The following is a 24435-nucleotide window of genomic DNA, read 5'->3' on the forward strand; positions in this document are numbered from 1 at the left end:
CAGCCACGGACATAGCGTTAGGGTTGATTTTGCACTTATTGGACATGATGCAAAATCAACCTTCATGGTAGCAGGGTAGTAGCAAGCTTAAGTGACGGATGGCCGACTGCTGCTGCTGTCGCTGACTCGCCGTAGGACCCCGTTAATAAAACGATGGCCTTCTTCGCCGCTATAGCGTTTCGCCAGTTCAATAGCTTCATTAATCGCCACACGGTCGGGAACGCCCATGAATTTCTGCTCTGCTACAGAGATACGGAGAATGTCCTGGTCAATGCGAGGCAGGCGGTGCATCTGCCAGTTCACCATATCGTTGGCGAGGATGGTGTCGATCGTCTCCCGCTCTTGCCGAACTGTCGTGAGGAGATCGAGCGCATAGTCTCGGACTTCCTGCTGGTTAGCCAGTTGAATGAACTCGGGCAGATCAACGGCGATACCCAGACGATTGACAGAATTTTTGGCTTGTTCGACGGCCTCTTTAACCATTTCACGCGCACTTTGTAAGTCAGCGGCGTTAATTTCACTGCTGAGGAGGCGATCGCTTGCCCGTTCCAATTCGCCTCCAGCAGTTTCGAGGGCATCCTGCACTTCACTTGTCAGGGTACGGATAGCGGCTAGAAGAATATGGGGCAACTCCTGAGCCTGTAACTTATCGGGATTGGTGGGCAACTGGCTCAAGCTCAAAAGAGCCAATTCACGGGCAATACGACGAGCTTGCATAGTCTAAATTTAGAAACAACAATAGGGTGATAGTTCGGTAACCAGTAGACACTTAAAGCTTAGAAGCTCTATGCTCCTAAGCTTTCTACAAAATACCGACGAATGGGTATCCTGGCTTCACTGGTTGAGAAGACAGCAATCTTTATTGAACCAGAATCCCTAGCCTTCCTCAGGCAGACGGGCATAATTTTGCCGTAAATCAACCACCGATGGCTCCAATACTGATTCTAGCCGACGGCCTTCTGGTAAACCGGGGGGTAATGCCGCCGAGAGGTTGGGCCCTACAATGCCACCCGACACAATGACTTTGAAGGCATCTTCCACCGACATTGAGAGATTCAACACTTCGTCCTCGGGCACAATGGCGTACCAACCTGTCGTTGGGTTGGGTGTTGTTGGGATAAAGAGATTCAGCATCGAGCCGGAGGAGTGAGGCAGAATCCCAGGTGCGGTGCTCCCAGTGACAAAGCCCAAAGCCCATAAGCCTTTGCGAGGGTACTCAACCAATACCACTCGACGGAACCGACCACTGGAATCCCGCAGTAGGGTTTCTAGTAGTTGCTTCAGAGTTTTATATACGGCTCCCGCCAGGGGGATGGCTTGCAGTACCTTTTCACCGACATCCAGGAACCACTGCCCTACGATGTTGCGAGCCATTAAGCCAATCAGCAGAATAAAGCCGAGGGGAACCGTCAGCCCAACCACCAAGTTCAAAAAATCCCCCATAAATGGAGGCATTTCGTTGAATGGGTTAATTTGTTTGGGGATCCGGGTCAAAAAGTTAAAAACCCAGGTGGCAATAGTGATGGTTAGCCAAATGGTAGTGGCGAGAGGAATCACGACCAGAAGCCCAGCAATCAGGTCGTTCTTCAAATCTTGCTTTAGGCGTTGCAGTACGGACAAGCTAACAGATCTCCCTCTAGATGATGGGTGTTTGCCTTATGGATAGAGTATAGGGACGAGCGAAAACCGTGAAGGGGATCGCAAAGGATATTGATGAGGCTGTGATCTCACAAAGACGGGATCTGATTTCACGAAAGGGGGAGCTATTCTCTCAAAGGAGGAAAGTGTGATTCCTTAAAAAGAGAAGCTGTATATAGTTTTAAAGCGTGTAAAGAAATGTTGCAAGGGATTTAAGGGTAGAGCCCCATACGCTCTCAACCGTCTTCCTTCAAGACCACGAAAGACATTACCTGTATCATAACTAACATTTGGGGTCCTCTCCTCCTTTGAAGCTGTTCTGGCAGCAATTCTCAGTATGGGCTTCAAAGCTAAGAGTGCGTGCCCGTCGGGCACGCACTCTTGGCTTTGAAGCCCAAAAACTGCTCACTAAAGGTGGGCAGTTTTTGGGCTGGCTTTCAAAATGAGAATTGCTGCTGTTTTGGGCGTGTGATTGCCAGGGGTGGGGACGCTAAGCACCCCTCTCACCCCTGGCAATCACGTAATTGAAATATGGACCTGTTTTTGAAAATGGGCTCTAGGCTGCACAGCATTGCCTTGTGTGCTCCTCCTGGAAAAAGCAAAGAGGGGCGTTTTGCGCCCCTCCTTTCTGGAACCAAAACTCTGCTGAGTAGACACTAAAATTCCTGTCGCAGCAGGCGTAAACCTACCCACCCAATGATGATGTAACCAATGGCAAGGAGCAAACTGTTGAGACCAACCCGTAAGCCAGACTTTAAGGATTCTGAACGGGCTGTATCTGCTGCCTTTGTTTGTTGCTCTTTAATCCGCGCTTGCTCCTGGGTAAGCTGCTTCTGAGCTTGTTCCTGAAGGTAAGGGTCTAGAGTTTCAGGCTTCTCTTTGAAACCTCGAATCAGAGAGGCATCCTGCTCACTAATCAATTTTTGCTGAACGGCCTGCTGTAATTGCTCATCACTGGCACTGACCAGCTGGCCAATTTGCGCCCGCTGCTGCTGTACCGCCAGGGAAATACGTTGCTGAAGTTGCGTGTCGGCTTGTTGTGCTTCTTGGGTCAGGCGCTGTTGTAAATCAATGTTGTTCAACCGCACATTATTCAGGTGCAGGGGAAACATGACGAGATATATGGCCCCCAGCACACAGGCCAAAGCAGCGGCCCAAAACCGCACAGTTTGCCAGAGTGAACGGCCCGATTTTGTGTCTTTTAATGACGTCTCCAGCCAATAGCCGGCAAATACTAAGGCCAAACCTACGAGCGGCACCAATCCCCGATCCACGAGTTGGGTCGCGAATGCTAGTTGCCACGCTCGCTCGCCCAACTGGTAGGGCCAGGGTGAGATGAGGAAATCTAGCAGAACCGAAAGAATGATGATGATCCCTGCTACTCGCATGGCCAGGGCGGCTAAAGCGGCGATGGGGCGATTGCCAGGAGAGTTGGTCAATGTCATGAAAGTATCCGTTAGCGATAAGGGGCTATAAGAAAACCCAAAGGCCATTAAACACCATGGAAGCTGTCTTCGGCATGGAAGTTTGCATAACGCATTCACTCAGCGTTATAGGACATCCGGTTAAATAACCGGATTTGGTGATGGGTGCATCCCACTTTTTTAGTTTTCAGATTTGCAAACGTGGGGTGCACTCTTGCTAGTGCCCTGCTGCCAAAGGTAAATCAAGGTTAGTTCTAGAAGCCCTGCATATTAGAGCTTCTAGAATTAATCTTCTATGAAATAGACCGACTCAGATTTGATTAGGACAGCTGAGTTCGGGTTAAGGGCGTTTTCGAGTGCCGCGCAACGCGCGGCACTCGAAAACGCTTATTTTGGCGTGCGCAAAGCGCACGCCAAAATAAGCACTGCAGCTTATCCCGAACTGAGGTTAGGACTTACGCAATCTCCTTATATTCAGTGCATTCCTATTGTGTGTAAGTCCAGTTATGTTAGTTCGGTACAAGTTAGAGTGCCTAGTACTCTGTCAAGGAGTTTTTGAGGGGGCGCAGACCCCTCAAAAACTCCTCAAATTTCATGTTCAATTGGGGGTTACCCCACGCTTGAACATTGACAGACCACCAGCTTAGGAGGCGTTTCACACCAATAGTTGTTTTTGAGAGTGGTACTCTGTACTGCTGCCAAAATAGCTTCTAACCCAAACTGATTGCACCTCTTGAAAAAAAACATTTTGGCATGCGTTCTACGCATGCCAAAATGGGCCCTTGGGTTTATCTCAAATTTATGGTTAAGAGGGTGCTTGAATTGGGCAGGAAGGAGGGAGTTCACCAGAACCGAAAATAGGCGAAGGGTCTAAACCTGTAATCTGGCTGAACTGGGCGGGAGTTAAAGTACTGCAAATGGGCTGCTCTTCCCAAACCCGGAGCTTTTGCTGTACCTGCTTGAGGAATGACATTCCTCGCACCAGGGGCACCGTAATCCAAACATCCAGTAGGGTTTCCACTAGAGCCAATTCAATGAGACCGTGAGGATAGCGGCTAAGCAACTCGTCTAAAGCAGATCCAAAAGAAACGGATTCGTCGCCATCTAGTTGATAGCTACTGACAATATGCTTGACGCGCTGGCGATTGAGTTCTGCGCGAATGTTCATCTCATCGGCTCTCAGTCAACGATGACATAGGTTTGAGGGAAAAGCCCTGGTCAATGGTCAGGTGTCGCCCTCTTAATATGACTGTCCTCCAGCCATAGTAGCGTAGCCATCGGTTTTGTTCACACAAACTCTAACCCAGAACTGCTGTTTTTTCGTTGCAAAGCGACGAAAAAACAGCAGTTCTGGGTTTTGGTTTTAGAGAAGGTCCAAGATGTGAGTACAGCTATAACGGTGAACGTGAGAAATAGTTCAAAAAACTATTCAGGGTGTTGCGATAAGATGCTGAAGTAAATGGCAGGTTGGGTGATGCGGTGCCCTCATTTTTGCCGTAGTTTTTGTTCAGTCCCCTTTGGAGATTGTCTATGAAACCAGTGGGTGGGCGATCGCCCCTCAGCAAATATGCGTCCTATGCCCTCGCTGCTGCCACTTTGACGGTTCTAGTGGTACCTCCAGCGCGTGCAATTTTTTATGATTTTGGCTATGACCTGGATCCTCCCCGACGGGACTACCGTGAGTGCGCGGCAGGGCTGATTGGCGAAGGCATTACACCCGAAGAAGCGGCCCAGGCCTGTGGTGTTGCCCTCAACCCTGAGAACCTTGCCGATTGTGTGGCAGGTATCGACAACGAATCCTTAACCGCAACGGCGGTGCTGGATGCGTGCCGCCGTGTGCGCCGTCCTGATGAAATGGCTCGGTGCTTCAATGACATTCGCGGTATTGATGGCACGAGTGCCGCAGTTAATGTGCTCGATAATTGCCGTCGGAGCTTGTTGCCCAGACGCTTTGCGAACTGTGTTGTGGGGCTTCGGGAAGAGATTGATTTCTCCACAGATGTGGCTATGGAGAGCTGTATTGCGGCAGGCGATCGCCCCCGCAACGTTTTACCCAGCTTCCGCCCTCTAACCGAGCAACCTTCTAGGCAGCCCTCCATTGGAGATCCGTTGGGACAACCTTCTGTGCAACCTTCTCCGTCTTCTGATCAGCCCTCTCAGCCTTTTATGGGGCAATAGCTCAATCTGCCGGATCGTTGCACTGATAGTTGATCGCTGTTCACCTGGCAGTTCTAGCCAATATTAGGACATTCAGACCAATCGAAGGGGGTGGCGTAATACGCTGCCCTTCTTTCTTGGGTATTGCTGGGAGCTATGAAGATGGGATGTGGAACCGCAGTTCCACATCCCATCTTCATAGCTCCCAGCAACGGGCTTGCTTTGGTATATAGCGCTGTGCACGTTGATTAAGAACGGTGGTGTACTTAACGCACTTGCGAATTGCGATAGCGCTGGGCGTTCAGAACCCGGAGGCTTTTCAAAAAACTGTCTTAACCAAATGGCGTAAGGTTATGCAAGCTCTGTGACCACTGTTGTATCGGTATTCAAATTTATGAAGTACATCGGGTAGTGTCACTACACACTATCTGATGTACTTCATCAATCCAGATCCACAGCTTTTTTACAAGGAAAGCTCCAGGTCGGCGGCAGGTGTGAGGGCGTCGGGTTCCTCAGCAGGCACTGGCGGAGGTGCGATCCGGTCCAGGGTGTCCCAGATTTCCTGCATGAGGGTATCCAGGTTGATACGAGCAACAGCAGAGATGGTGAAGATGGGAACATCGGTGCGCTGGCGGAGTTCAGCCGCGATCGCCTCTACCTGCTCGGGCTCGGATGCCAGGGCGTCGATTTTATTCAGGGCAAGAATTTGGGGGCGATCGCTTAACCCTCGACCGTAAGCCTCCAGTTCATTCTGAATTGTTTCATAGGCGGCGATGGGGTCTTCCTGGGTGGCATCGATCAGGTGCAACAGCACGCGCGTCCGCTCGATATGCCGTAGGAAATCGTGGCCCAAGCCAAGACCTTCATGGGCTCCTTCGATGAGACCAGGAATATCGGCAAAAACCGTGCCATCTCCGGTGGGTTTACGAACCACTCCCAGGTTAGGCACCAGGGTGGTGAAGGGGTAGTCAGCAATTTTAGGACGGGCCGCCGAAAGGGATGAAATTAGCGTCGATTTTCCAGCATTGGGCAGACCAATGATGCCCACTTCCGCTAATAGTTTCAGTTCCAGACGAAGCATGCGCATTTCGCCCGGTAGACCCGGTAACGCTTTCTCTGGAGCGCGGTTATGGTTGCTGAGGAAGTGACGGTTACCCAGTCCACCTTTTCCGCCCTTAGCCACTTCCAGAACCTGGCCGTTAGCTACCAGATCACCGATCACTTCGTCTGTTTCAGCATCGTAAACGACGGTGCCTACCGGTACTTCAATGATGCGATCGCCCCCCGAATGCCCCGTCATATTTTTGGGGCCGCCCCGTTTGCCATTATCAGCCTTGAAGAGGCGGGCGTAACGGAAATCTAATAGGGTCTGCAAATTCTCAACGGCGACCAGATACACCGAGCCACCATGCCCACCGTTTCCTCCCGCTGGCCCTCCAGCAGGTACATATTTTTCACGCCGGAAGGCCACCATTCCATCGCCGCCATCCCCAGCCTGAACTTGAATTTCTGCCTGATCAATAAACTGCATGGGCGATCGCCATCCAACAAACTTCCTGATCTGATGGTAGGCGATTATTGGGCAGAAGGTGTGGGGAAAGGCGGAAGGCAGAAGACAGAATGATAGAGCTGATTTTCGTGGGTAAAATCCACGAAAACCAGCTTTTCAAGCACTGTTAGGGGCAGCTCACCAAATTAGCTCCCAATCCCCCGGTTCCGGTCTGAGCCATCCAACCTAGATTGGAGGTTTGGTTATAAAAGACTTGCAACCAGATACGGCCATCAGACGTGGTTTGACGGTTTGGGGGAGCCGTGGCATAGACCCGTTGATTTTGGGCCAGCGAAGCAATGAGATTACCGTAGGGGGCAGTCCGTACTGCTAATACAGCAGGAGCCACTTGATAACAAGCACCTCGTCCACCTGTTTCCTCACCAGCGTCGCAGTCGGTTAATAGAGTTGCCGATCGCACCCATCCCAAGGAAGGGTTTGAAATTTGGGCGGTGCCATTTCCCAGAACTCCCGTCAGCACAATTCGGGTGTAGGGTTGAAGCGTCGCGACGGTCTGACCCAGCGTGGAGCTGGAATAAACGGGTAGTGCCGTGCTCCCACTGCTGCGGCAGGTGCCCACGTAGGTTGTACGTTCTACAAGGGGAAGGTCGGCTCGGGGAGCAGGAGTCGCTGCTGGGGCGGGAGTTGGCGTGGGTGCCGGGGCTTGGGCCGGAGCCGCTGCGGGAGGAGCCGCTGCGGGAGGAGCCGCTGCGGGAGAAGGTGATGCAGATGGGTTGGGTGCAGGTGCCGGGGCTTGAGCCTGGGCAGATTGAATGACGGTGAGGGGATGGGCGATCGCGATCCCCACAGCAATTAGCGTTCCAAGGATTGATTGATTGCGAAAATCAGGCATGGGAGGCTCATTCCTGGAATGACAATGTTATCGGAGCACCTTATCACGAGTCCCCGGTTGGGCCCGGTGGATGCTACGAATCTTAAAAATGTCGATTAACGTCGAAATACAGCCATAAGGGCCAGAATTTGGGAAATAGCCCCATGGCCCGTTATCAAAGTGATAGGCTGTCACCCAGGCGGGGGAAGCCAGGCACAGCCCAGGTCGATACAGTGCAGAGATTCCGTTTGGAGGAGAACTGTGAACCCGGCAAAGCGAAATGTTGCCCTACTAGTGCTCTGTCAGGCATTAGCCATGACCACGATGACCGTCCTGATTACGGTTGCAGCACTGGCCGCCAATGAGATGACTGATAATAAGGTGCTGGTAACCTTGCCCATTGCCTTAATGCAAGTGGCCGTGATGCTAGCGACCATTCCGGCTTCCATGCTGATGCGGCAGGTGGGTCGTCGTTTGGGCTTCATGGTTGGCTCGGGGTTTGCCATGGTGGGAGGGGCGATCGCCGCCTACGCCATTCTCATCAATAGTTTTCCCCTCTTCAGCCTGGGGCTGTTTTCCATTGGTATTTTTAGCGGCTTTTCCGGGTATTACCGTTTTGCGGCTGCCGATGCCGCCGATGAGTCTTTCCGCCCTCAGGCGATCTCATTTGTGGTTGCCGGGGGTGTACTGGCAGCCCTATTGGGGCCTGGGATGGCGATCGCCTCCAGCGAATGGTTTTCGAACGCCATGTTTGCGGGTACGTTGCTGGTAGTTGTAGCGTTGCAAATTCCCACAGTGCTGGTGTTGCTGGGGGTGAAGATTCCGCCGTTGCCGGTAGCGGAGCGGCAGAAGCGGGGGCGATCGCTGACAGAAATTATGCAACAACCCGCTTTTGGTGTGGCCGTAGTGGGAAGCATGGCAGGTTACGGTGTAATGGCGTTTTTAATGACCGCTACCCCATTAGCCATGGTGGCGATGCAGCATCCCTTTCCTTCTGCTGCCTCTGTGATTCAATGGCATGTTTTGGGAATGTTTGCGCCGTCGTTTTTCACAGGGTTTTTGATTACTCGCTTTGGCGTCTTAACGATGCTGTTGCTGGGGGCCGTATTGAATCTGCTTTGTGTTGGCACCAATTTGATGGGTGATAGCACTAGCCATTTCCATTTAGCGCTGACCTTGCTTGGCGTCGGTTGGAACTTTATGTATGTCAGTGCAACGACGTTGCTTACGGAAACCTACACCCCCGCAGAGAAGGCTAAAACTCAGGCCACTCATGACTTCTTGATGTACACCTTTGTGGCGTTTTGCACGTACCTTTCAGGTGAACTGCTAGATCGCTTTGGTTGGGTAACGTTGAACTATGCTGCTATTCCAGCGCTGGTGGTGGCGATGGCGTCCGTGCTATGGCTGATGCGGCAACGCCAACGAGGGTTGCAAGGCGTTCACTTGCGTTAAAAGAATTCTCATGGAAGTGTGCAGTGCTCTACACTTCCATGAGAATTGTCAAAGTAATTTCTGTGGCCAGTAGGCATTTGGAAACCCACTTTTGTAAGTGAAGCGGGCGAAGCCCGCTTCACTTACAAAAGTGGGATGCCCCCGGTTTGATATAAGTAGAAAAAGAAACTCTTTAAAAAGTTTTCTGGTAGCTTCAGACTTTGTGCAAACTCACTTCTAGATAAGCATTCGCACTGTTGGAGAAATGCCTCATCCAATACTAATGCATGAGCTGTTTGGCTTTTCTGATGTGCCTTTGGGGTGAGGCTTGCTGTAGTACGGCTCCCGTATCATGCTCACAACCTCAATAATGTTGGGTAAGGTTAGTATGGTACAAGCTGTTACTCGTAACAATGACAATCCGAATGACATCCGAAATCGTGAGGTCGTTCACTCTGCCGCTACACCTGAGGTCGGTAATTTAGCAACACCGATTAACTTTTCTCATTTCACACGAGTTTATATTAATAACTTGCCAGCCTATCGTGAGGGAATATCTGCCTTGCGAAGAGGTTTAGAAGTTGGCTTAGCGCATGGTTTCTGGCTCGTTGGTCCCTTCGCTTGGCTTGGCCCTCTGCGGGATACTGACAGTGCAGATTTAGCGGGTTTGCTATCGGCGATCGGCTTAATTGTTATTTCTACTCTCGCCATTTCTCTGTATGGGGCCAGCAATCCTCCCCATCCAACCCGCACGATTACCACCCCTCGTCCTCCTGAATCATTGAATACAGGGGAAGGCTGGAATGAGTATGCAGGAGGCTTCTTTATTGGGGCCGCAGGAAGTGCCGTTTTTGCTTACCTGATCCTGTCGAACTTTGAAGCCATTCGGGGCTTGCTCTCCTTCTAAATCTAAAGATATCAATCTCCTTGATGCAGGAGCCCTATTGGGTTCCTGCACTTTTTTAGATATCTTGCGCTGAAGCATAAGGAGATTTCCAGTAATGAAATTACCCCCAGAATGTTGGTGCTTTGCCCGCTTCGCGGGCAAAGCACCAACATTCTGGGTAAATTCTTATGCAGAAACCTCCTAACTTACACAATTTTTATCGTGTGTGGTTTGCGGTGCACATCACATACAGTAAAAATGCACTCAACAGGGTAGACTTGTGCAAGCCTCTATGAACCTGGGAGATCAGTATACTTCGTCTATAAAGGCAACCGTCAATGGTTACATTTAACGGACTTTAGAGGGTGGATGGTAAGTGGGTGGGATAGCATGAAGTCCAGCCTGTATTTACTGGAAGCTCTTGGTGATGAAACGTCGCTCAGTCTGGGGATGGGTAGGGTTGGGACTGGGGGTGGCGATCGCCATCCTGCTATTTGCCCACCCGATCAACGCTACAGAGAGATCCAGCTATGCCTTGAGCCAGGAAGCAGGTTTCAACCGCCCCGATCACTATCCGCTTCGCCCTCCCACTGGAGCAAAAACAGAATTCTACCGTCCAATAAAACCCTGGGTGGGTCGCCTCATTTTGCCCGAACTTCGGGCCAGAGGGGCTACAGATTGGGTTTGGTTTGAAGTGCATCAGGCTCCGCCAGACTCACAAGATCTGATTGGGAAGACCGTGAAACTGGAATGGGGGGATTCTTCCTTTGCCCAGAACTACCCTCCCATCGTCACCACCAACGTCCGCCTCAGCGATCGCGCTCGCCAATTTGAAGGAATGGGAAATCTAATTCCTACTCGTCTGGATGGATGGAGGCGGGTTGGGCCGTTGGAATCGCTGGCAGGTGCTCGCCCCAATAATGATCTCGAAGCCAGCCTGGGCACCGTCAAGCTGACGACCAACACTGCGGGAGAACCCGTCCTTCGGACGGAACGCGAACCCGTACAGGTGACGGGACGGATGTATGGATTGGTCAGTATTGTAGCTCCCGAAACGGAGCAGCCTAATGTGCGCCCGGCAACGTGTCCGGTCAAGCAACGGTTGTGTGAGAGTGAGCTCTACCGAGTACGACACTACAATCCTCAAACGCAACAGTTCGATGGGCCTGAGGATGTGATTCGGATTCCACAGCAACCCCCTGATGCAGGTGGGCGATTTTTCTCAACCCCCCATCAATTAGCCAGTTCTTCGGCAGGCCGGGCCGGTTGGTACATCTATGGGGCTTTTGATGCGGGAGGAATGTTTACCGTACAGGCAATTAAACCGCGATCGCTCGTCCAATTGGCCCCTGGTGAAGTGCTGCTGGGCAAGCGGCGGGGCCGTACCTACATCAGCCAGCACAACTGGGGGGATATGGCTGAGCGCAAGGGCTCCCTGCATACTGTATTGCTGGACCCGGTGCATCGGGAAGCAGAGAAGGCGATCGCTGACTGGAAGGAAGGAGACCAGGCTCTCCTCATTCACTTGTTTGGTGGCATCGGTGGCGAAAATGGCGATCCTGTGATGGGATGGACCGTTACTGGGCACTATTCCTATGGCATCGCCCAGGTTGTGCGGGAGCCGCTGACCCAAGAATTGCAATTTGATATGACCTACCAGCAGATCTATGCCAATAACACAAATGGCATTGTATCTGGCAGTTTGGATTGGACAGCCTATATGGGCGACTTGCAGCGAGGTTGGATGGGGAGCCGCCCGGTGTCTGACATCGTGATTAAGTTGGATGCTCTGGCTCGTCCGTTTAAGTTTGGCGATCAGGAAGTACCTGTGTCAATTTTGCGGGAACTGATGCTGCAAACCCAGGTTATAGCAGCCCGTTACCGAACCGGAGACGGCACTGGGCTGGCTGCTGTAACCCCAGCCACATCCTGTGTGCAGGATTCTAGCCAGGCGCTTTATATCGCGTTATCTCGGCTTCAGCAAGAGATCCTCAAGCGGCCCGATGTTCTCAACTGGATTAAGAATCATCCTCAGGATCCGGAAACACGTCGGTTTCAACGCGTCGTGGAGCTAGGAAAGGTGCTGAATGATTTGTTGGTGCCTCGAGGGGTCGTGCGCCCAGACTGGGAGAAGAATGCGGAGTTTTTAGCCGGGATTAGTGGATCTGGCGATTTGGGCCGTCAGTCAACGCTCAGAAACGCGCTGCTAAGCTGGCGCTCCATTCTCCCTCGCCAGGCCCATGATGAAGTCAGTCGAATTCTGTTAAATGCAGGGGCACAACTCTGGTTCCTCCGCACCGATCAGGTAGGTGGGCTTGACCCCAGTATTGAACCGGTGGCTCCAACGATGGCATTGGGGCAATTGCCCGTCTTCTCAAAATTGCTGAATCGTCTGCTAGGGGCAGTACTGGCGCCCTTCCGGTTCCATGAATGGGCGGTGTTCTTGCTGATATTGGGAGTGTATGCGGCGATCGCCATTCCGATCGGCATTCACACCGGGTTCCTGACGCCTACCTATGCTGGGCTCACCCCTCCCCAAACAGCGATATTACTGGTGCGCATTTTCTTTCTTCCCGCTCTGGTTGAAGAGTTTGGACGAATTCTCATCCTGCCTCACCCAACGGAAGGGATGTCTTACCTGGCCTGGTGGTTATGGGCAAACCTGGCTTTGTTTGTCTATGTGATTTACCATCCTTTGAATGCCCGTATGTTTTACCATGCCGGGTATCCCTTATTTTTCAGCAAACCATTTCTACTGCTGTGTACACTGCTAGGAATTGCTTGTACAGCACTTTATGGGTTTACAGGTTCGCTGATGGGGCTGGTTCTATTTCACTGGGCGGTAGTGGCTGTGTGGATTCTACTATTGGGTGGCTACCAGCAACTTCAGCCTAAAAAAACGGCGCACTGATGGACTATAGAGCTTACGCAAGCTCGCTATATTTTGTTGTGTGTGGTGTACGACGCAAACTACACACTAAGAATACGTAGGTCCTGCGCCAACTGGCTGCATAGCCGTAATCAAACCTCAGTTCGGGATAAGCTGCAGTGCTCATTTTGGCGTGCGCAAAGCGCACGCCAAAATGAGCATTTTCGAGTGCCGCGCAACGCGCGGCACTCGAAAACGCCCTTAACCCGAACTCAGGTTAATCAAGATCTGAGGTAGCTTGTCCTCTAAAGAGAGTGGTGGATTTCGTCCCGCTCTCTTTTGGGTATAGGTGCTTTGCTCATGCCTCTGTCCGCCTTTGGATAGATATATTGAGTCCCTCCGTGTAATACCTTGGGTCTAATTGGCCCACCTTGGGTAACAATGAAGCAGTTTTTAAGAAGCCTCTATTGTTTTAGCTCCTTATGCACCACTCAAGTTTGAGCAAGATAGGGTCTGCGAGCTCGTTTTTACTCTGGTTTCACTCTAGTTTGTCGCGCGACGTGCAATATCAAATCCGTCCTTACTTAGCACAGCCCTATCAGTCGGCACTCAAGGTGTTGGATTGTTGTAATACAGAGCACCCAATGACCGTAGAGGCGATCGCCCAACACACGCAACTTAGCCAATCCAGCGTTCGTCAGGTCTTGAAAGTGCTGCAAGCAGTGGAGTTGGTGACACCCGACATGATTTCTGTCCGAGAGTGGCGCTCTCAATCCCTTTGCAAGTAGCCCGCAACCAGGGCAGTAGGGTTACTCTGCTTGACGTTGTCATCATTCTGTTCTGTTTAACCTGCCGTGGCCTCTGAAGATGCTGAGTATGCCAAAGCCCTACCAAATTTTAATGGTCATCGACAACATTTCGAATGAGGGCGATGCATACCCGTTACAGCTGGATGAAACCTTTACCGTTCTAACCGAGCAACAGGAATCTAACATCCTGGCAGCATGTCAATCTCAGCGGATTGATGGGGTGCTACTGGAGGTATCTGCCTCGGGAGGCGATCGCCTTAATTACCTGAATCAATTGAAGCAACAGATGGGTGAAAACTGCCCACCCGTTGTCGTGATTGGTCATGGAGATATTGAAGCTGCGGTACAGGCATTTAAACATGGGGCAGCGGATTATCTAGTTCAGGAACAAATCACTCCAGATAAGTTGCGACTGGCGTTGCGGGATGCTGTTGAAAATGCACAGTTACGACAAGAACTGCAACGATGCCAGAATCAGTTTCGAACGTCCGTTGAGACGATGCTGGATTGCTTTGGCATCTTTTCATCAATCCGCAATGATGCAGGGCAAATTGTAGATTTTCGAATTGATTATCTCAATAAAGCAGCCTGTGAAAACAACCAGATGCCCAGAGAAATGCAAATTGGGCGAGGGTTATGTGAGGTATTGCCCAAGCACCGAGAATCAGGGTTGTTTGATGAATACTGCCAGTTGGTTGATACTGGAAAACCATTGATCAAAAAGTCGCTCATTTACGAAGACACGTATGGAGCACGACAGTTAACTCGGGCCTTTGATATTCGAGCAAGTAAGCTGAATGATGGTTTTGTCGCTTCCTGGCGTGACATTACCGAAACGATTAGGCAGCAAGAACAATCTGACGCAACCATTCAACAACTCCGATCTGCTTTAAAGGTTGTTTTTTCATATGCAAAACATTTGGAAGAACAACCTTTAAAGCAAGCTTTAAAGCACACCCTAACTCAGGATTTAATGCAGCAGTTTCCTGAACTAGGAACCTTGTTCGATATAGATACCTCTAAACTTAAACCAGCAGGAATTATTTCCAAAACTAGCCACTACCATTATCAAGAGCTGGCAGAAGCCATGCCTCAAATTGTGTGGACGGCAGATGCAACGGGAGTGATTAATTACGTAAATCAGCGTTGGTACGATTACACTGGGTTGAGCGAAGCAGAATCTATGGGCCTTAACTGTGTTAGCGCCCTTCATCCGGATGATCGCGATCGCACCCTGAGGCAGTGGGAGCAGTCTGTTCGTTGTGGAGCACCCATTGATATCGAATATCGCCTCCGCCGGCATGACGGGATTTATCACTGGTTCATCAGCCGGGCAGTGCCCACGCGTAATAGCCAGGGACAAACCATTGGTTGGATTGGCACCCTGACCGATATTGATCGACAGAAGCGCTTAGAGGAGCAACTCCGTCTGGTCTTACAAGCGGTTGATGGCCTGGTTTTTGATACTGACTTACTCACAAATCACGCGTACCGTTCTGAAAAGCTATTGGATCTGGTGGGGGTTCGTGCGGAGGATGCTCCACCGACCCTAACCTGGTGGCATGAACGATGCCATCCAGACGACAGGGCCTTGTTGCAGGAGAAGTGGGCTGCCTTATTAACCAGCCCAACGGACCTGTATGAACAGGAGTATCGGGTGCGCCATGAAGATGGTCACTGGGTTGATGTCTGGGAACGGGGATGCTTGATTCGAGATGAGCAGGGCCAGATTGTTCGGATAGTTGGCTCAACGGTAGATGTCAGTGAGCGCAAACGAGCAGAATTAGCTTTGCAGGAAAGTGAACAGAAGTTAAGGTCGTTTGTCAAATATGCGCCCATCCGGGTGGCGATGTTTGATCGCAACATGCACTACCTTGCGGTTAGCCAATGCTGGGTCGATGCTTATCATCTGGGTTCTATTGATGCAGTCCTCGGGCATTCTCACTACGAATTCTTTCCCAATCTCCCGGAGCATTGGAAACAATCCCACCAACAAGGATTAACCGGTGCTATTGAAAAATGTGACGATGACCGCTTAGTTCTGGCGGATGGCTCGGTGAAATGGTTGCGCTGGGAAGTTCATCCCTGGTACCTCGACAATGGAGAGATTGGCGGTGTTCTCATCTTTTCCGAAGATATTACCCAGCGCAAACAAATAGAAGAACAATTGCGCGAATCGGAAGAACATCTACGCTACACCGTAGAACTCAGCCCACAGTCGCCCTGGAACGCGAACCCTGCGGGGGAATTAACCCATTGCAGCGATCGCTGGCTGAATCTAATTGGCATATCACGCTCTCAGGTGCTCGGAACTGGGTGGATGCAAATTGTTCATCCCGATGATTTGCCTGCGATGAAGGCTGCGTGGATAGGTTCTATTGAAACCGGCGAACCTTACGATATTGAACACCGGGTTAAACTCCTAGATGGTGCCTATACCTGGATGCGATCGCGCGCCTTACCCCGCCGTAATGAGCAGGGCGAGATTATCCGTTGGTACGGTACAACCGAAAACATTCACGCTCGCAAACAATCAGAAGAAGCGTTACGCGTCAGCGAGGCTGAGTTTCGCACCATTGCCAACACAGCACCTGCCATCGTTTGGGTTGCCCTGCCAACGGGTGAAAATATTTTCGTGAATGAGCGCTTCTGCGAATACACAGGGCTTTGCCCAGAGGAACTGTTGGGCTTGGGCTGGTTGAATGTTTTCCACCCAGACGATATGGACAGAATTTTGCCCGAGTGGGAGCGGTGTTGCCAGACCGGTAATATTTTCGAGGGCGAAGTGCGTTACCGCAGCAAAGGCGGCAAATATCGGTGGCATCGCTTCCGCACATTATCTCAACGCAATCGTGTAGGCACCATTGAGAAATGGTTTGGTTGCGCGGTAGATATTCATGACTCAAAACGAGTTGAAGAGATCACGGCTGCCAATGAAGCGCGACTGCGAGGATTCGTGGAAGCGAATGTGGTTGGGATGCTCTACGGTGATATTTATGGAAACATTCATGATGCGAATGATGAATTGCTGAGGATTGTTGGTTACACCCGAGAAGACTTACAGACAGGACGGTTGCGTTGGGCTGACATTACGCCTCCAGAGCATTTGGTGCTAGATGAGCAGGCGATCGCAGAAGCACAAGCCCATGGAGCTTGTACCCCTTATGAGAAAGAATACATTCGCAAAGATGGCAGCCGAATTCCGGTGCTATTGGGCTATTCCCTGGTTGGAGCGGCCCGGGAAGAGACAGTGGCATTTATTCTAGATTTGAGCGATCGCAAACAAGCCGAAGCCGCTTTGCAAGAGCGCAGCAATCATATTCAACTGCTGTATGAAACAACCCGTGATTTGCTCTCTTCCACCCAACCGTTAACCTTAATTGAAACGGTATTTAATAAACTCAGAGACCAAATGGGTCTGGATGTTTATCTCAACTACATCCTGGATGAACAACAGCAGAAGCTACATCTAACCTTTTATGGTGGTATTCCAGAAAACGTTGCTCAACAAATTGAATGGCTAGAACTGGGGGAAGCCGTATGTGGTACTGTTGCACAACAACGATGCCAGATCGTGCAGCATGATATTCAGCACTCGCATGATCCCAAATTAGAGCTGGCGCGATCGCTAGGAGCTACAGCCTGTGCCTGCCAACCCCTGCTGGCTGGGGAACGGTTATTTGGCACACTCAGTTTTGGTAGTCTCACTCGTACTGAATTTACTGCTTCTGAACAGTCTCTCTTCCAGGCTATTTGTGACCAGATTGCGATCGCCCTGGAACGTTCTGAGCTATTAACGTCGCTTCAGAAACAGACCGAAGAACTTCTGCGAGTGAACCGCATTAAAGATGAGTTTTTGGCGGTTCTTTCCCATGAGTTACGAACCCCGCTCAACCCCATCTTGGGCTGGGCAAGACTATTACAAAATCGCACGCTTGACCCAGCTAAAACGGCTGAAGCCCTGGCAACTATTGAACGCAATGCTAAACTTCAGGCCCAACTGATCGATGATTTATTAGACGTTGCTAAAATTCTGCGTGGCAAACTCACCATGGAAATGGTTCCAGTCGATCTGGCGTTTGTCAGTGAAGCTGCCATTGGTACAGTGAAGGCCTCAGCCGTTGCAAAAAACATCCTGATTCATTCGGTGTTACCTCAAATTGGGCGGGTGTCTGGTGATGCAGCACGCCTTCAGCAAATCGCCTGGAATCTGCTGTCGAATGCGATCAAATTCACCCCCAACAATGGACGAGTCGAGATTCAGTTGAAGCGAGTGGATCATCAGGTCCACATGATTGTTCGGGATACTGGCAAAGGCATTACCCCCGACTTTCTCCCCCATATCTTTGAGTCTTTTCGACAGGAAGATGCCTCAACCACGCGCAAGTTTGGCGGGTTAGGACTGGGATTGGCGATCGTCCGTCAGTTAGTCGAGGCTCATGGCGGTACGATAACGGCACACAGTCCCGGTGAAGGGTTGGGGGCAACTTTTACGGTATGCCTGCCCCTCTTAGATACTGAAGTCAACTCTGAACCCTCCAACATACCTTCTGGGGAGGAACCTGATTTTACGGGCATTCGCGTCCTTATCGTTGATGATGCCCCTGATTCTCGTGAGCTGGTTGCGGCATTTCTCACCCTTTATGGAGCCGAAGTAATGGCCGTCAACTCTGCACGGGAAGTACTGGCCAGCCTCGAAACCTTTAAGCCCCATCTCCTAATCAGCGATATTGGAATGCCCGATTTAGACGGCTACTCTCTGATTCAACAAATTCGGGCTTTGTCTCCGGAGCAGGGGGGGCAAATTCCGGCGATCGCTCTAACCGCATATGCCAGAGATGCAGATCGCCAGCGGGCGCTTGAAAGTGGCTATCAGCAACACACTATAAAGCCCCTAGATCCAGAACAATTCATTCAATGCGTACGGTTGCTTGTACAGCGCTAACGCTAATTTTGGGAGTGTGCCAGACGTGTGATTAGGTGAATTAGAAGGGTTACTTCGTGTCATCCAATTACGCATCTGAAACATCACCTGCGGTGTCATTCGAAACCTGCTGGGATCTGCCTATCGAGTAGCCGTATATTTTTGGCTGAGGCGCTTGCTATCTGGGCATTTCAGCAAAAAACATACCATTCCTATACGAAGCAGAGTTCGTATGACCCCTGATTCCAGTTCTTCGACCGGATTGGATGTGAACCTCCATGAATACAGCCTCTATGGCTTGAGAAATACACTTCAGGCTGCTCATCTGTAAATTTTGGGATAAATCAGAGGCTCAAGATGCTTTTATTGCATGAATTCCGTCCTTTCAGATGGGTTAGTTTAGCCGAAAAGAAGCTACGATAGACCGTAGCGGTTTCCAATCGGACACCGATGTTGAGTTGATTACCGGTATGGACCGAAGTCCATTTCCTTATATACGACACATAAATCGACTCCTCTAGCGTTGGGTGAGCTTGGGTCTCCTGACGCGGAGGAGCCTCAGGAGGTGACAATGCTTACGCAGGATGTCCGCGATGCCCTTTTGGATCTGAGTGATTTCAACCGGCTCAAGCTGGAATTGAACCATCTCCCCGCTGTAGACGTGGGAGACTACATTGCGGATTTGCCCGCGGAAGAACGGGCGATCGCGTTCCGATTGCTCAATAAAGCTCAGGCTACGGATGTATTTGAATACCTGCCCCCCGAAGTTCAGGAGTCGTTAATTGAGTCGCTCCACGCGTCTCAGGTGCGGCAACTGGTGGAGGGGATGCGCCCGGATGACCGGGCGGAGTTGTTTGATGAGTTACCGGCTACGGTCGTGAAGCGGCTGTTGCAGCAGCTCAGCTCAGCGGAGCGGCAGGCAACTGCCACCATTCTGGGATACTCCGAAGGCACGGCTGGCCGCGTGATGACAACGGAGTATGTGCGGCTGCGACAGGGGTTAACAGTTGGCGAAGCTCTAGAGAAAATCCGGCAGAGTGACCAGGACAAGGAGACAATCTACTACGCCTACGTCACTGACGATGAGCGCAAGCTGGTGCGCGTTGTTTCGCTGCGACAACTGCTATTCTCGATTCCTACAGCCCCGGTGCGGGAGATTGCTAGCAGTCGGGTCATCAAGGCTTACACAGAGACCTCCCAGGAAGAGGTAGCACACCTCATGCAGCGCTATGACCTGCTAGCGCTTCCGGTGGTTGATCGAGAAGATCGTCTGGTAGGCATTGTCACCATCGACGACGTCGTCGACATTCTAGAAGAAGAGGCCACTGAAGATATTCAGAAGCTGGCGGGGGTTGCCGGTGGAGACGAAGCCGCACTTTCACCTCCAGCCGTGACCATTCGCAAGCGATTGCCCTGGTTGTTGGCAAATATTGTGCTGTATATCGGGGCAGCGAGTGCGATCGCGCCTTTCCAAAACGTTATTTCCCTGGTGCCGGTGCTCGCGGTGATCATGCCGATTCTGTCGAACACCAGTGGGAATGTGGCTATCCAATCCCTTTCGGTAACGGTACGGGGGTTGGGGATTGGAGAGGTGACACCCGACGATACATTAAAAATTCTGCGCAAGGAAATCCTGGCAGGCATTGGTACAGCCCTGTCGCTGGGGTTGGCCTTGGGGATTTTGTCGTTGATCTGGTCGAGTGCAGCGGATCGATGGGTGGCACTGGTGGCGGCAACAGTGATGATTATCAATGTGTTTGTTGCGGCGACGATGGGAACGCTTATGCCAATGGGCTTGAAGCGGTTGAATCTGGATCCAGCATTGATCAGTGGGCCATTACTAACGACAACCTTAGATGCCGTAGGATTTCTAACGTTTTTGGGATTGGTGTCTGCGACGTTGAAAATTGTGGCGTGAGTTCATTCTGTTGGAACTCAGGAGATTTCCAGATAAGAACTTCCCCATTATTTGGAAAAAAGGCGCGGCGAAGCCGCGCCTTTTTTCCAAATAATGGGGATATTGTTTCTCAGAAATCTCCTCAGACATTCTTGTGCTGTGCGTCACACATCACACACCACGAGCGATGATTGCAAAAAGCTGGCTTGAGAGTGTTGCCTCTAGCCCCTTGCTGGTGGGACATCTGCCCGTCCTCCGGCACCTCTCGTCAAAAAAGAGGGTGCAGAGGACGTGTTGGGTCTTTTGTATCTGTAGGCTTTAAAACAGGTTTATAGACGTTGTCTGCGCCAGCTTGCAGTGCGGCTGACGAGGCAATCAGCGCTGTGGCATGTGTTTGGAGGAAGGGTGATGGGAATGGGTTTGATGGCGGTGCGATCGCCCAAACGAGTTGGATTAGGATTACTGGCCATTACAATAGCGGCGGCACTGTGGGCCATCGCAGCTATTGTGGCCCGGCAGCTATTTGATGCAGGGGTAACGCCGTTTCAGTTGGCTTGGGGGCGATCGGCGATCGCTGCTGTGGGCCTGGGGGCAGTATCTCTGGGAAGGGGCGGATTTCGCTGGCGGATAGATGGGCGGGTGTTGGCCCTGGGGTTGTCGTTAGGGTTAGTGACAGCCAGTTATTATGTGGCGATCGCTCGCATTTCTGTTTCGGCAGCGGTGGTGATTCAGTATATGGCTCCGGCTCTGGTGGTGCTGTGGACGGCGTTTCGTAACCGCAAGCGACCCAGTCTGGCTGTTGGCATGGCTGTTCTGTTGGCTCTGTTAGGGGTGGCCATGATTTCAGGTCTGGGAGATCAGGATTTGCGGTTGGATAGCATTGGCCTGATGGCTGCTGGCCTCAGTGCTCTATTTTTCAGCAGCTATACGTTACTGAGCGAATCCCTCGTTCATCAGCTAGGGGCGACAGGGGTGATGTTTCGAGGCTTCTTCATTTCAAGCTTGTTCTGGCTGGCCTATCTGGTGCCCCAGGGCCCATCAATGTTGCTATTTCAACCTGCTCATTTTCCCAGTTTGCTCTTTGTGGGCATTGCCGGAACTCTGGTGCCGTTTTCCCTGATGTGCTGGGGTATTCAGCAAATGAGTGCGGAACGAGGGGCGATCGCTGCTACTCTAGAGCCGGTTTTAGCAGCATTGTTTGCCTGGCTCTGGTTAAATCAATCCCTCAGCCTGACTCAAATTTTGGGCAGTGTTTTGGTTTTAATGGCGGTCACAGCTCTACAATCCCGCAAGCTCACCAATCCTCAGATATAGGAGGGGATGGGCGCTTCAGACCGTGCTCTCCTTCTTAAGAAAATTTTCGATATGCATTTTTCACCCATCAGGGTTATCCATATGGATGATGAGCATGCCAGAGACTTTTCGTAGTATTAAGTCATAGAAGGATTTGCCATCCTCAAGCCTTTGGGAGCCTTCCAGTTATGGATAAGCGAGAAACAATTATTCGGGAACTGCGTCATCAGCTTTACTACACCAATCCTGGTTCTGACCGGGATGCTGTGCGCCGACAGCTCGATTTCTGGTCTCGCTACCGCCAGCCTAAAGCTTAACGCAGCACTTTTGGGATTTAGTCTTAACCTGTTGTCCGATTGCTACGACCTCCTCTTAATATGAACCCGGCAGAATCTGCCGGGTTTTTCTTTCTCAGCATTAGCAGGTTGCAGAGTGTTTTGGACGGACGGTGCCCGTCCAAAACACTCTGCAACCTTGTAATTTTTTGAGGGGTCGTAGACCCCTCAAAAACTCCTTAAATTTCATGTTCAAATGTGAGATAACCCCGCACTTGAACATGGACAGACCACTACTCAGCATGGCATTTATAGACTGACGCAATCTGGTTAGGACAGTTTATTTTTGAAAAGCTTCACGCCGTGAAGCTTTTCAAAAATAAACTTCCTGGCTCTGAGCATGTAGCGCCACACATCGCTAATCCAGTGTATTGCAATCGGATTCGTGTAAGTTCGGGTTACAAGGGTGGCTTTGAGTGTCCACCAATACACAGTATTCGAAACCACCCTTAACCTGCACTTAAGTTCATAGCGGTCATATTTTTCCGAAACCACTGGGAACATACTGATTTCACTCCCAGTCTCGAAAACTGAAGTACCGTAGCGCCATCTCATGATGTTCGGCGAATCTAAGCCCACGCATGGTTTGGCAAATTTGATGTGCCCAATTATTCCCTTAGCGGTGAAAGTATTAGTCGTCTCAAGCCAGAAGTTGTAAGTAACAAAGAATACCTGGCCGAATAAAGGGTGCTAGCACGGCTCAATATTCTCAGTCGAAACCTGTACTTGGAGTCTTCATTCATGTTCCACCTGTCTGTCAATTCCTCCCTGACCCTGGGTTTAGTATCTGGATTATTTTTTTCAGGGCCAATGCTACCCTTTAGCCTGGCCTCTGCTGTCACTCCAGAGGTTGCTTCCCCAACGACTGCAACACGGTTGGCCCAGCGGGTCGATGATGCTGAAGAGCGAGATGGTTGGCGTGTTGCCAGCCAAATTGTGCAAGTGGTGAATGAGCAACAGCAAACTACGCACCTGGCAATCCTGGCTGACATTCTGGATATGCCCGAAACCAGTTATGCCAACGCGGTTTACCAACTATATGCTTACCATCAGGGGCAGTGGCGGGAAGTCTACACAACGTCTGGTTCGCGGCTAATCACCTACTCTCAGCAAGGCATTGCCCTCCCTCCTGAACTGGTGTCTGTAGAACAAATTCGTCAGCAGCTTGGGGTGAATGATTTATCGAACGTACAGTTTCGCGCTGTGGTGAATTGCCGCTATGACCTACGGGGCGGGCAGCGCGATCGCCAAACCCAATTTGAACGTACGGTCGTTTACCGCGAACTGGGCCGTTCTAACCTCACTCAGCTCAGCCAACTCCGGTTAGTGGAGTCCAGCCGTTTCTCTCTGGCGATTCGGCAAACCCAGTCCAGTTTGCAAGGGGTAACCGCTCGTATCTCACTGCGGCAGCGCTATGGCCAGAGCTTTGCGCAGGAACGATTTGTGGGCGACTTCCGTTACCGGATTAATGACACGGCACAATTTGTGGAAGGATTGACAGCAGGCGATCGCGTCGTTGTCCGCCTATTTGATACCCAAAATCGCTTTATTGGCTACAGCGAATTTGAAGTGCTGGCGGGTCAAAGTCTTGTCACTCTGGTCCTTTCCAATACCGTGGGTAATGACGGTTTGGTGAGAACGGTGTATGGTTCCGATGCCAATCAAGATAACCGCATTGATACCAGCACGACCTATTACGACTATTTCACTCGGGTTACCAATACCCAGAACTACCGCGAGTCCCGAGTCACCTACCTGCGCACAACCGAACAAATAAATGTCAGCAGTTTCCAGGTCAATACATTGCCGAATCCTCCCCGGGGCGGCTGCATCTATCCCACCTCGTTCCAGAGCGGTTCCTTTGAAGTAGTGAGCCGCACCATTCGCGTTTTCTCGTCTAACTTGGTTAATGCGATCGTGGCCATTCCAGGGGAAGTCACACGAATTATCGCAGTCAGCTCGACTACTATTTCGAGTTACCAGGTTATTCAACTGATCACGTCCTACGCTATTCAATACACCAGCATTAATGTTGGGAGTATTAACACCACTTGTGATCTGGGTTGCGTCGGTGGCGATGACGACGATGATCAAGATGACGACGATGATCAGGATGATGATCAAGATAATGACGATGATCAAGATGATGATCAAGATGACGACGACGATGATCAGGGTCGTCCCCGTCGCCGTAATTGCAATCAGGGTATTGGCAATGGTTCTGAAGGATGTGATCCTGGTAATTCACGGCCTCACGGCGGTAGTAACGATGAAGGAGGCCGTCGCCCCGGTGGTCGCCGTCGCTAATAGCGTTACAGCTATTTTTATATAAGAAGAAGGTCGGTACTTTGTACCGACCTTCTATTGCTGACTGCTATGCTCACATCT

Annotated in this window: 16 protein-coding genes; 10 read left to right on the forward strand and 6 right to left on the reverse strand. The window is 51.0% G+C overall.

The window, feature by feature from the left end:
• Positions 1 to 87 precede the first annotated feature (87 nt).
• From nusB to NDI52_RS20460, 4 genes are all read right to left on the reverse strand, one after another.
• Complete coding sequence (nusB, locus tag NDI52_RS20445) at positions 88 to 717, reverse strand: transcription antitermination factor NusB (RefSeq protein ID WP_190770179.1); 630 nt, start codon at positions 715 to 717, stop codon at positions 88 to 90.
• Positions 718 to 876: 159 nt separating this feature from the next.
• Positions 877 to 1620, reverse strand: coding sequence for a DUF502 domain-containing protein (locus NDI52_RS20450; RefSeq protein ID WP_190770178.1), 744 nt, complete (start codon positions 1618 to 1620; stop codon positions 877 to 879).
• 674 nt (positions 1621 to 2294) lie between these two features.
• On the reverse strand, positions 2295 to 3083 hold the full coding sequence (locus tag NDI52_RS20455) for an HpsJ family protein (RefSeq protein ID WP_190770177.1): 789 nt from the start codon (positions 3081 to 3083) through the stop codon (positions 2295 to 2297).
• A 784-nt stretch (positions 3084 to 3867) separates the two neighbouring features.
• Positions 3868 to 4230, reverse strand: coding sequence for a hypothetical protein (locus NDI52_RS20460; protein ID WP_190770176.1), 363 nt, complete (start codon positions 4228 to 4230; stop codon positions 3868 to 3870).
• A gap of 362 nt (positions 4231 to 4592) precedes the next feature.
• Between NDI52_RS20460 and NDI52_RS20465 the strand changes: the two genes are divergently transcribed.
• Positions 4593 to 5240, forward strand: coding sequence for a hypothetical protein (locus NDI52_RS20465; protein ID WP_190770175.1), 648 nt, complete (start codon positions 4593 to 4595; stop codon positions 5238 to 5240).
• 442 nt (positions 5241 to 5682) lie between these two features.
• Here the strand turns inward: NDI52_RS20465 and obgE are convergent, their stop codons facing one another.
• Positions 5683 to 6750 (reverse strand): GTPase ObgE, encoded by a 1068-nt coding sequence (obgE, locus tag NDI52_RS20470; RefSeq protein ID WP_190770174.1) that lies wholly within the window; start codon positions 6748 to 6750, stop codon positions 5683 to 5685.
• A 145-nt stretch (positions 6751 to 6895) separates the two neighbouring features.
• Complete coding sequence (locus tag NDI52_RS20475) at positions 6896 to 7621, reverse strand: hypothetical protein (RefSeq protein WP_190770173.1); 726 nt, start codon at positions 7619 to 7621, stop codon at positions 6896 to 6898.
• Between the two features lie 240 nt (positions 7622 to 7861).
• On the opposite strand from NDI52_RS20475, the gene NDI52_RS20480 reads away from it, so the two are divergent.
• The 9 genes from NDI52_RS20480 to NDI52_RS20520 all read left to right on the forward strand — a co-directional run bounded on the left by NDI52_RS20480 (position 7862) and on the right by NDI52_RS20520 (position 24354).
• Positions 7862 to 9055, forward strand: a complete 1194-nt coding sequence (locus tag NDI52_RS20480) for an MFS transporter (protein WP_190770172.1) — start codon at positions 7862 to 7864, stop codon at positions 9053 to 9055.
• Between the two features lie 367 nt (positions 9056 to 9422).
• Positions 9423 to 9941 carry a photosystem I reaction center subunit XI gene (locus NDI52_RS20485; protein ID WP_190770171.1) on the forward strand — a complete coding sequence of 173 codons (519 nt, stop codon included), beginning with the start codon at positions 9423 to 9425 and terminating at the stop codon, positions 9939 to 9941.
• A gap of 406 nt (positions 9942 to 10347) precedes the next feature.
• Positions 10348 to 12831 (forward strand): CPBP family intramembrane metalloprotease domain-containing protein, encoded by a 2484-nt coding sequence (locus NDI52_RS20490; protein ID WP_190770170.1) that lies wholly within the window; start codon positions 10348 to 10350, stop codon positions 12829 to 12831.
• A gap of 506 nt (positions 12832 to 13337) precedes the next feature.
• Positions 13338 to 13577, forward strand: coding sequence for a winged helix-turn-helix domain-containing protein (locus NDI52_RS20495; protein WP_190770169.1), 240 nt, complete (start codon positions 13338 to 13340; stop codon positions 13575 to 13577).
• An 88-nt stretch (positions 13578 to 13665) separates the two neighbouring features.
• The gene (locus NDI52_RS20500) at positions 13666 to 18543 is read left to right on the forward strand and encodes a PAS domain S-box protein (RefSeq protein WP_190770168.1); all 4878 of its coding nucleotides are present in this window, start codon (positions 13666 to 13668) and stop codon (positions 18541 to 18543) included.
• Positions 18544 to 19093: 550 nt separating this feature from the next.
• A complete protein-coding gene (gene mgtE, locus NDI52_RS20505; RefSeq protein WP_190770225.1) occupies positions 19094 to 20440 on the forward strand; it encodes a magnesium transporter in 1347 nt (448 codons plus the stop codon).
• A gap of 387 nt (positions 20441 to 20827) precedes the next feature.
• On the forward strand, positions 20828 to 21733 hold the full coding sequence (locus NDI52_RS20510) for an EamA family transporter (RefSeq protein ID WP_199307836.1): 906 nt from the start codon (positions 20828 to 20830) through the stop codon (positions 21731 to 21733).
• A 167-nt stretch (positions 21734 to 21900) separates the two neighbouring features.
• On the forward strand, positions 21901 to 22029 hold the full coding sequence (locus tag NDI52_RS20515; protein WP_277874392.1) for a hypothetical protein: 129 nt from the start codon (positions 21901 to 21903) through the stop codon (positions 22027 to 22029).
• A gap of 759 nt (positions 22030 to 22788) precedes the next feature.
• Positions 22789 to 24354 (forward strand): hypothetical protein, encoded by a 1566-nt coding sequence (locus tag NDI52_RS20520; RefSeq protein WP_190775779.1) that lies wholly within the window; start codon positions 22789 to 22791, stop codon positions 24352 to 24354.
• Positions 24355 to 24435: the final 81 nt, after the last annotated feature.

It is taken from the genome of Leptolyngbya sp. PL-A3, assembly GCF_039962325.1.
Classification (GTDB): domain Bacteria; phylum Cyanobacteriota; class Cyanobacteriia; order Elainellales; family Elainellaceae; genus Vacuolonema.

Coding starts and splice junctions, on each gene's coding strand:
- NDI52_RS20465 (WP_190770175.1), top strand. CDS start 4,593: ATGAAACCAGTGGGTGGGCGATCGCCCCTCAGCAAATATGCGTCCTAT.
- NDI52_RS20490 (WP_190770170.1), top strand. CDS start 10,348: ATGAAACGTCGCTCAGTCTGGGGATGGGTAGGGTTGGGACTGGGGGTG.
- obgE (WP_190770174.1), bottom strand. CDS start 6,750: ATGCAGTTTATTGATCAGGCAGAAATTCAAGTTCAGGCTGGGGATGGC.
- NDI52_RS20515 (WP_277874392.1), top strand. CDS start 21,901: ATGGATAAGCGAGAAACAATTATTCGGGAACTGCGTCATCAGCTTTAC.
- NDI52_RS20460 (WP_190770176.1), bottom strand. CDS start 4,230: ATGAACATTCGCGCAGAACTCAATCGCCAGCGCGTCAAGCATATTGTC.
- NDI52_RS20510 (WP_199307836.1), top strand. CDS start 20,828: ATGGGAATGGGTTTGATGGCGGTGCGATCGCCCAAACGAGTTGGATTA.
- mgtE (WP_190770225.1), top strand. CDS start 19,094: ATGCTTACGCAGGATGTCCGCGATGCCCTTTTGGATCTGAGTGATTTC.
- NDI52_RS20520 (WP_190775779.1), top strand. CDS start 22,789: ATGTTCCACCTGTCTGTCAATTCCTCCCTGACCCTGGGTTTAGTATCT.
- NDI52_RS20485 (WP_190770171.1), top strand. CDS start 9,423: ATGGTACAAGCTGTTACTCGTAACAATGACAATCCGAATGACATCCGA.
- NDI52_RS20455 (WP_190770177.1), bottom strand. CDS start 3,083: ATGACATTGACCAACTCTCCTGGCAATCGCCCCATCGCCGCTTTAGCC.
- nusB (WP_190770179.1), bottom strand. CDS start 717: ATGCAAGCTCGTCGTATTGCCCGTGAATTGGCTCTTTTGAGCTTGAGC.
- NDI52_RS20500 (WP_190770168.1), top strand. CDS start 13,666: ATGCCAAAGCCCTACCAAATTTTAATGGTCATCGACAACATTTCGAAT.
- NDI52_RS20475 (WP_190770173.1), bottom strand. CDS start 7,621: ATGCCTGATTTTCGCAATCAATCAATCCTTGGAACGCTAATTGCTGTG.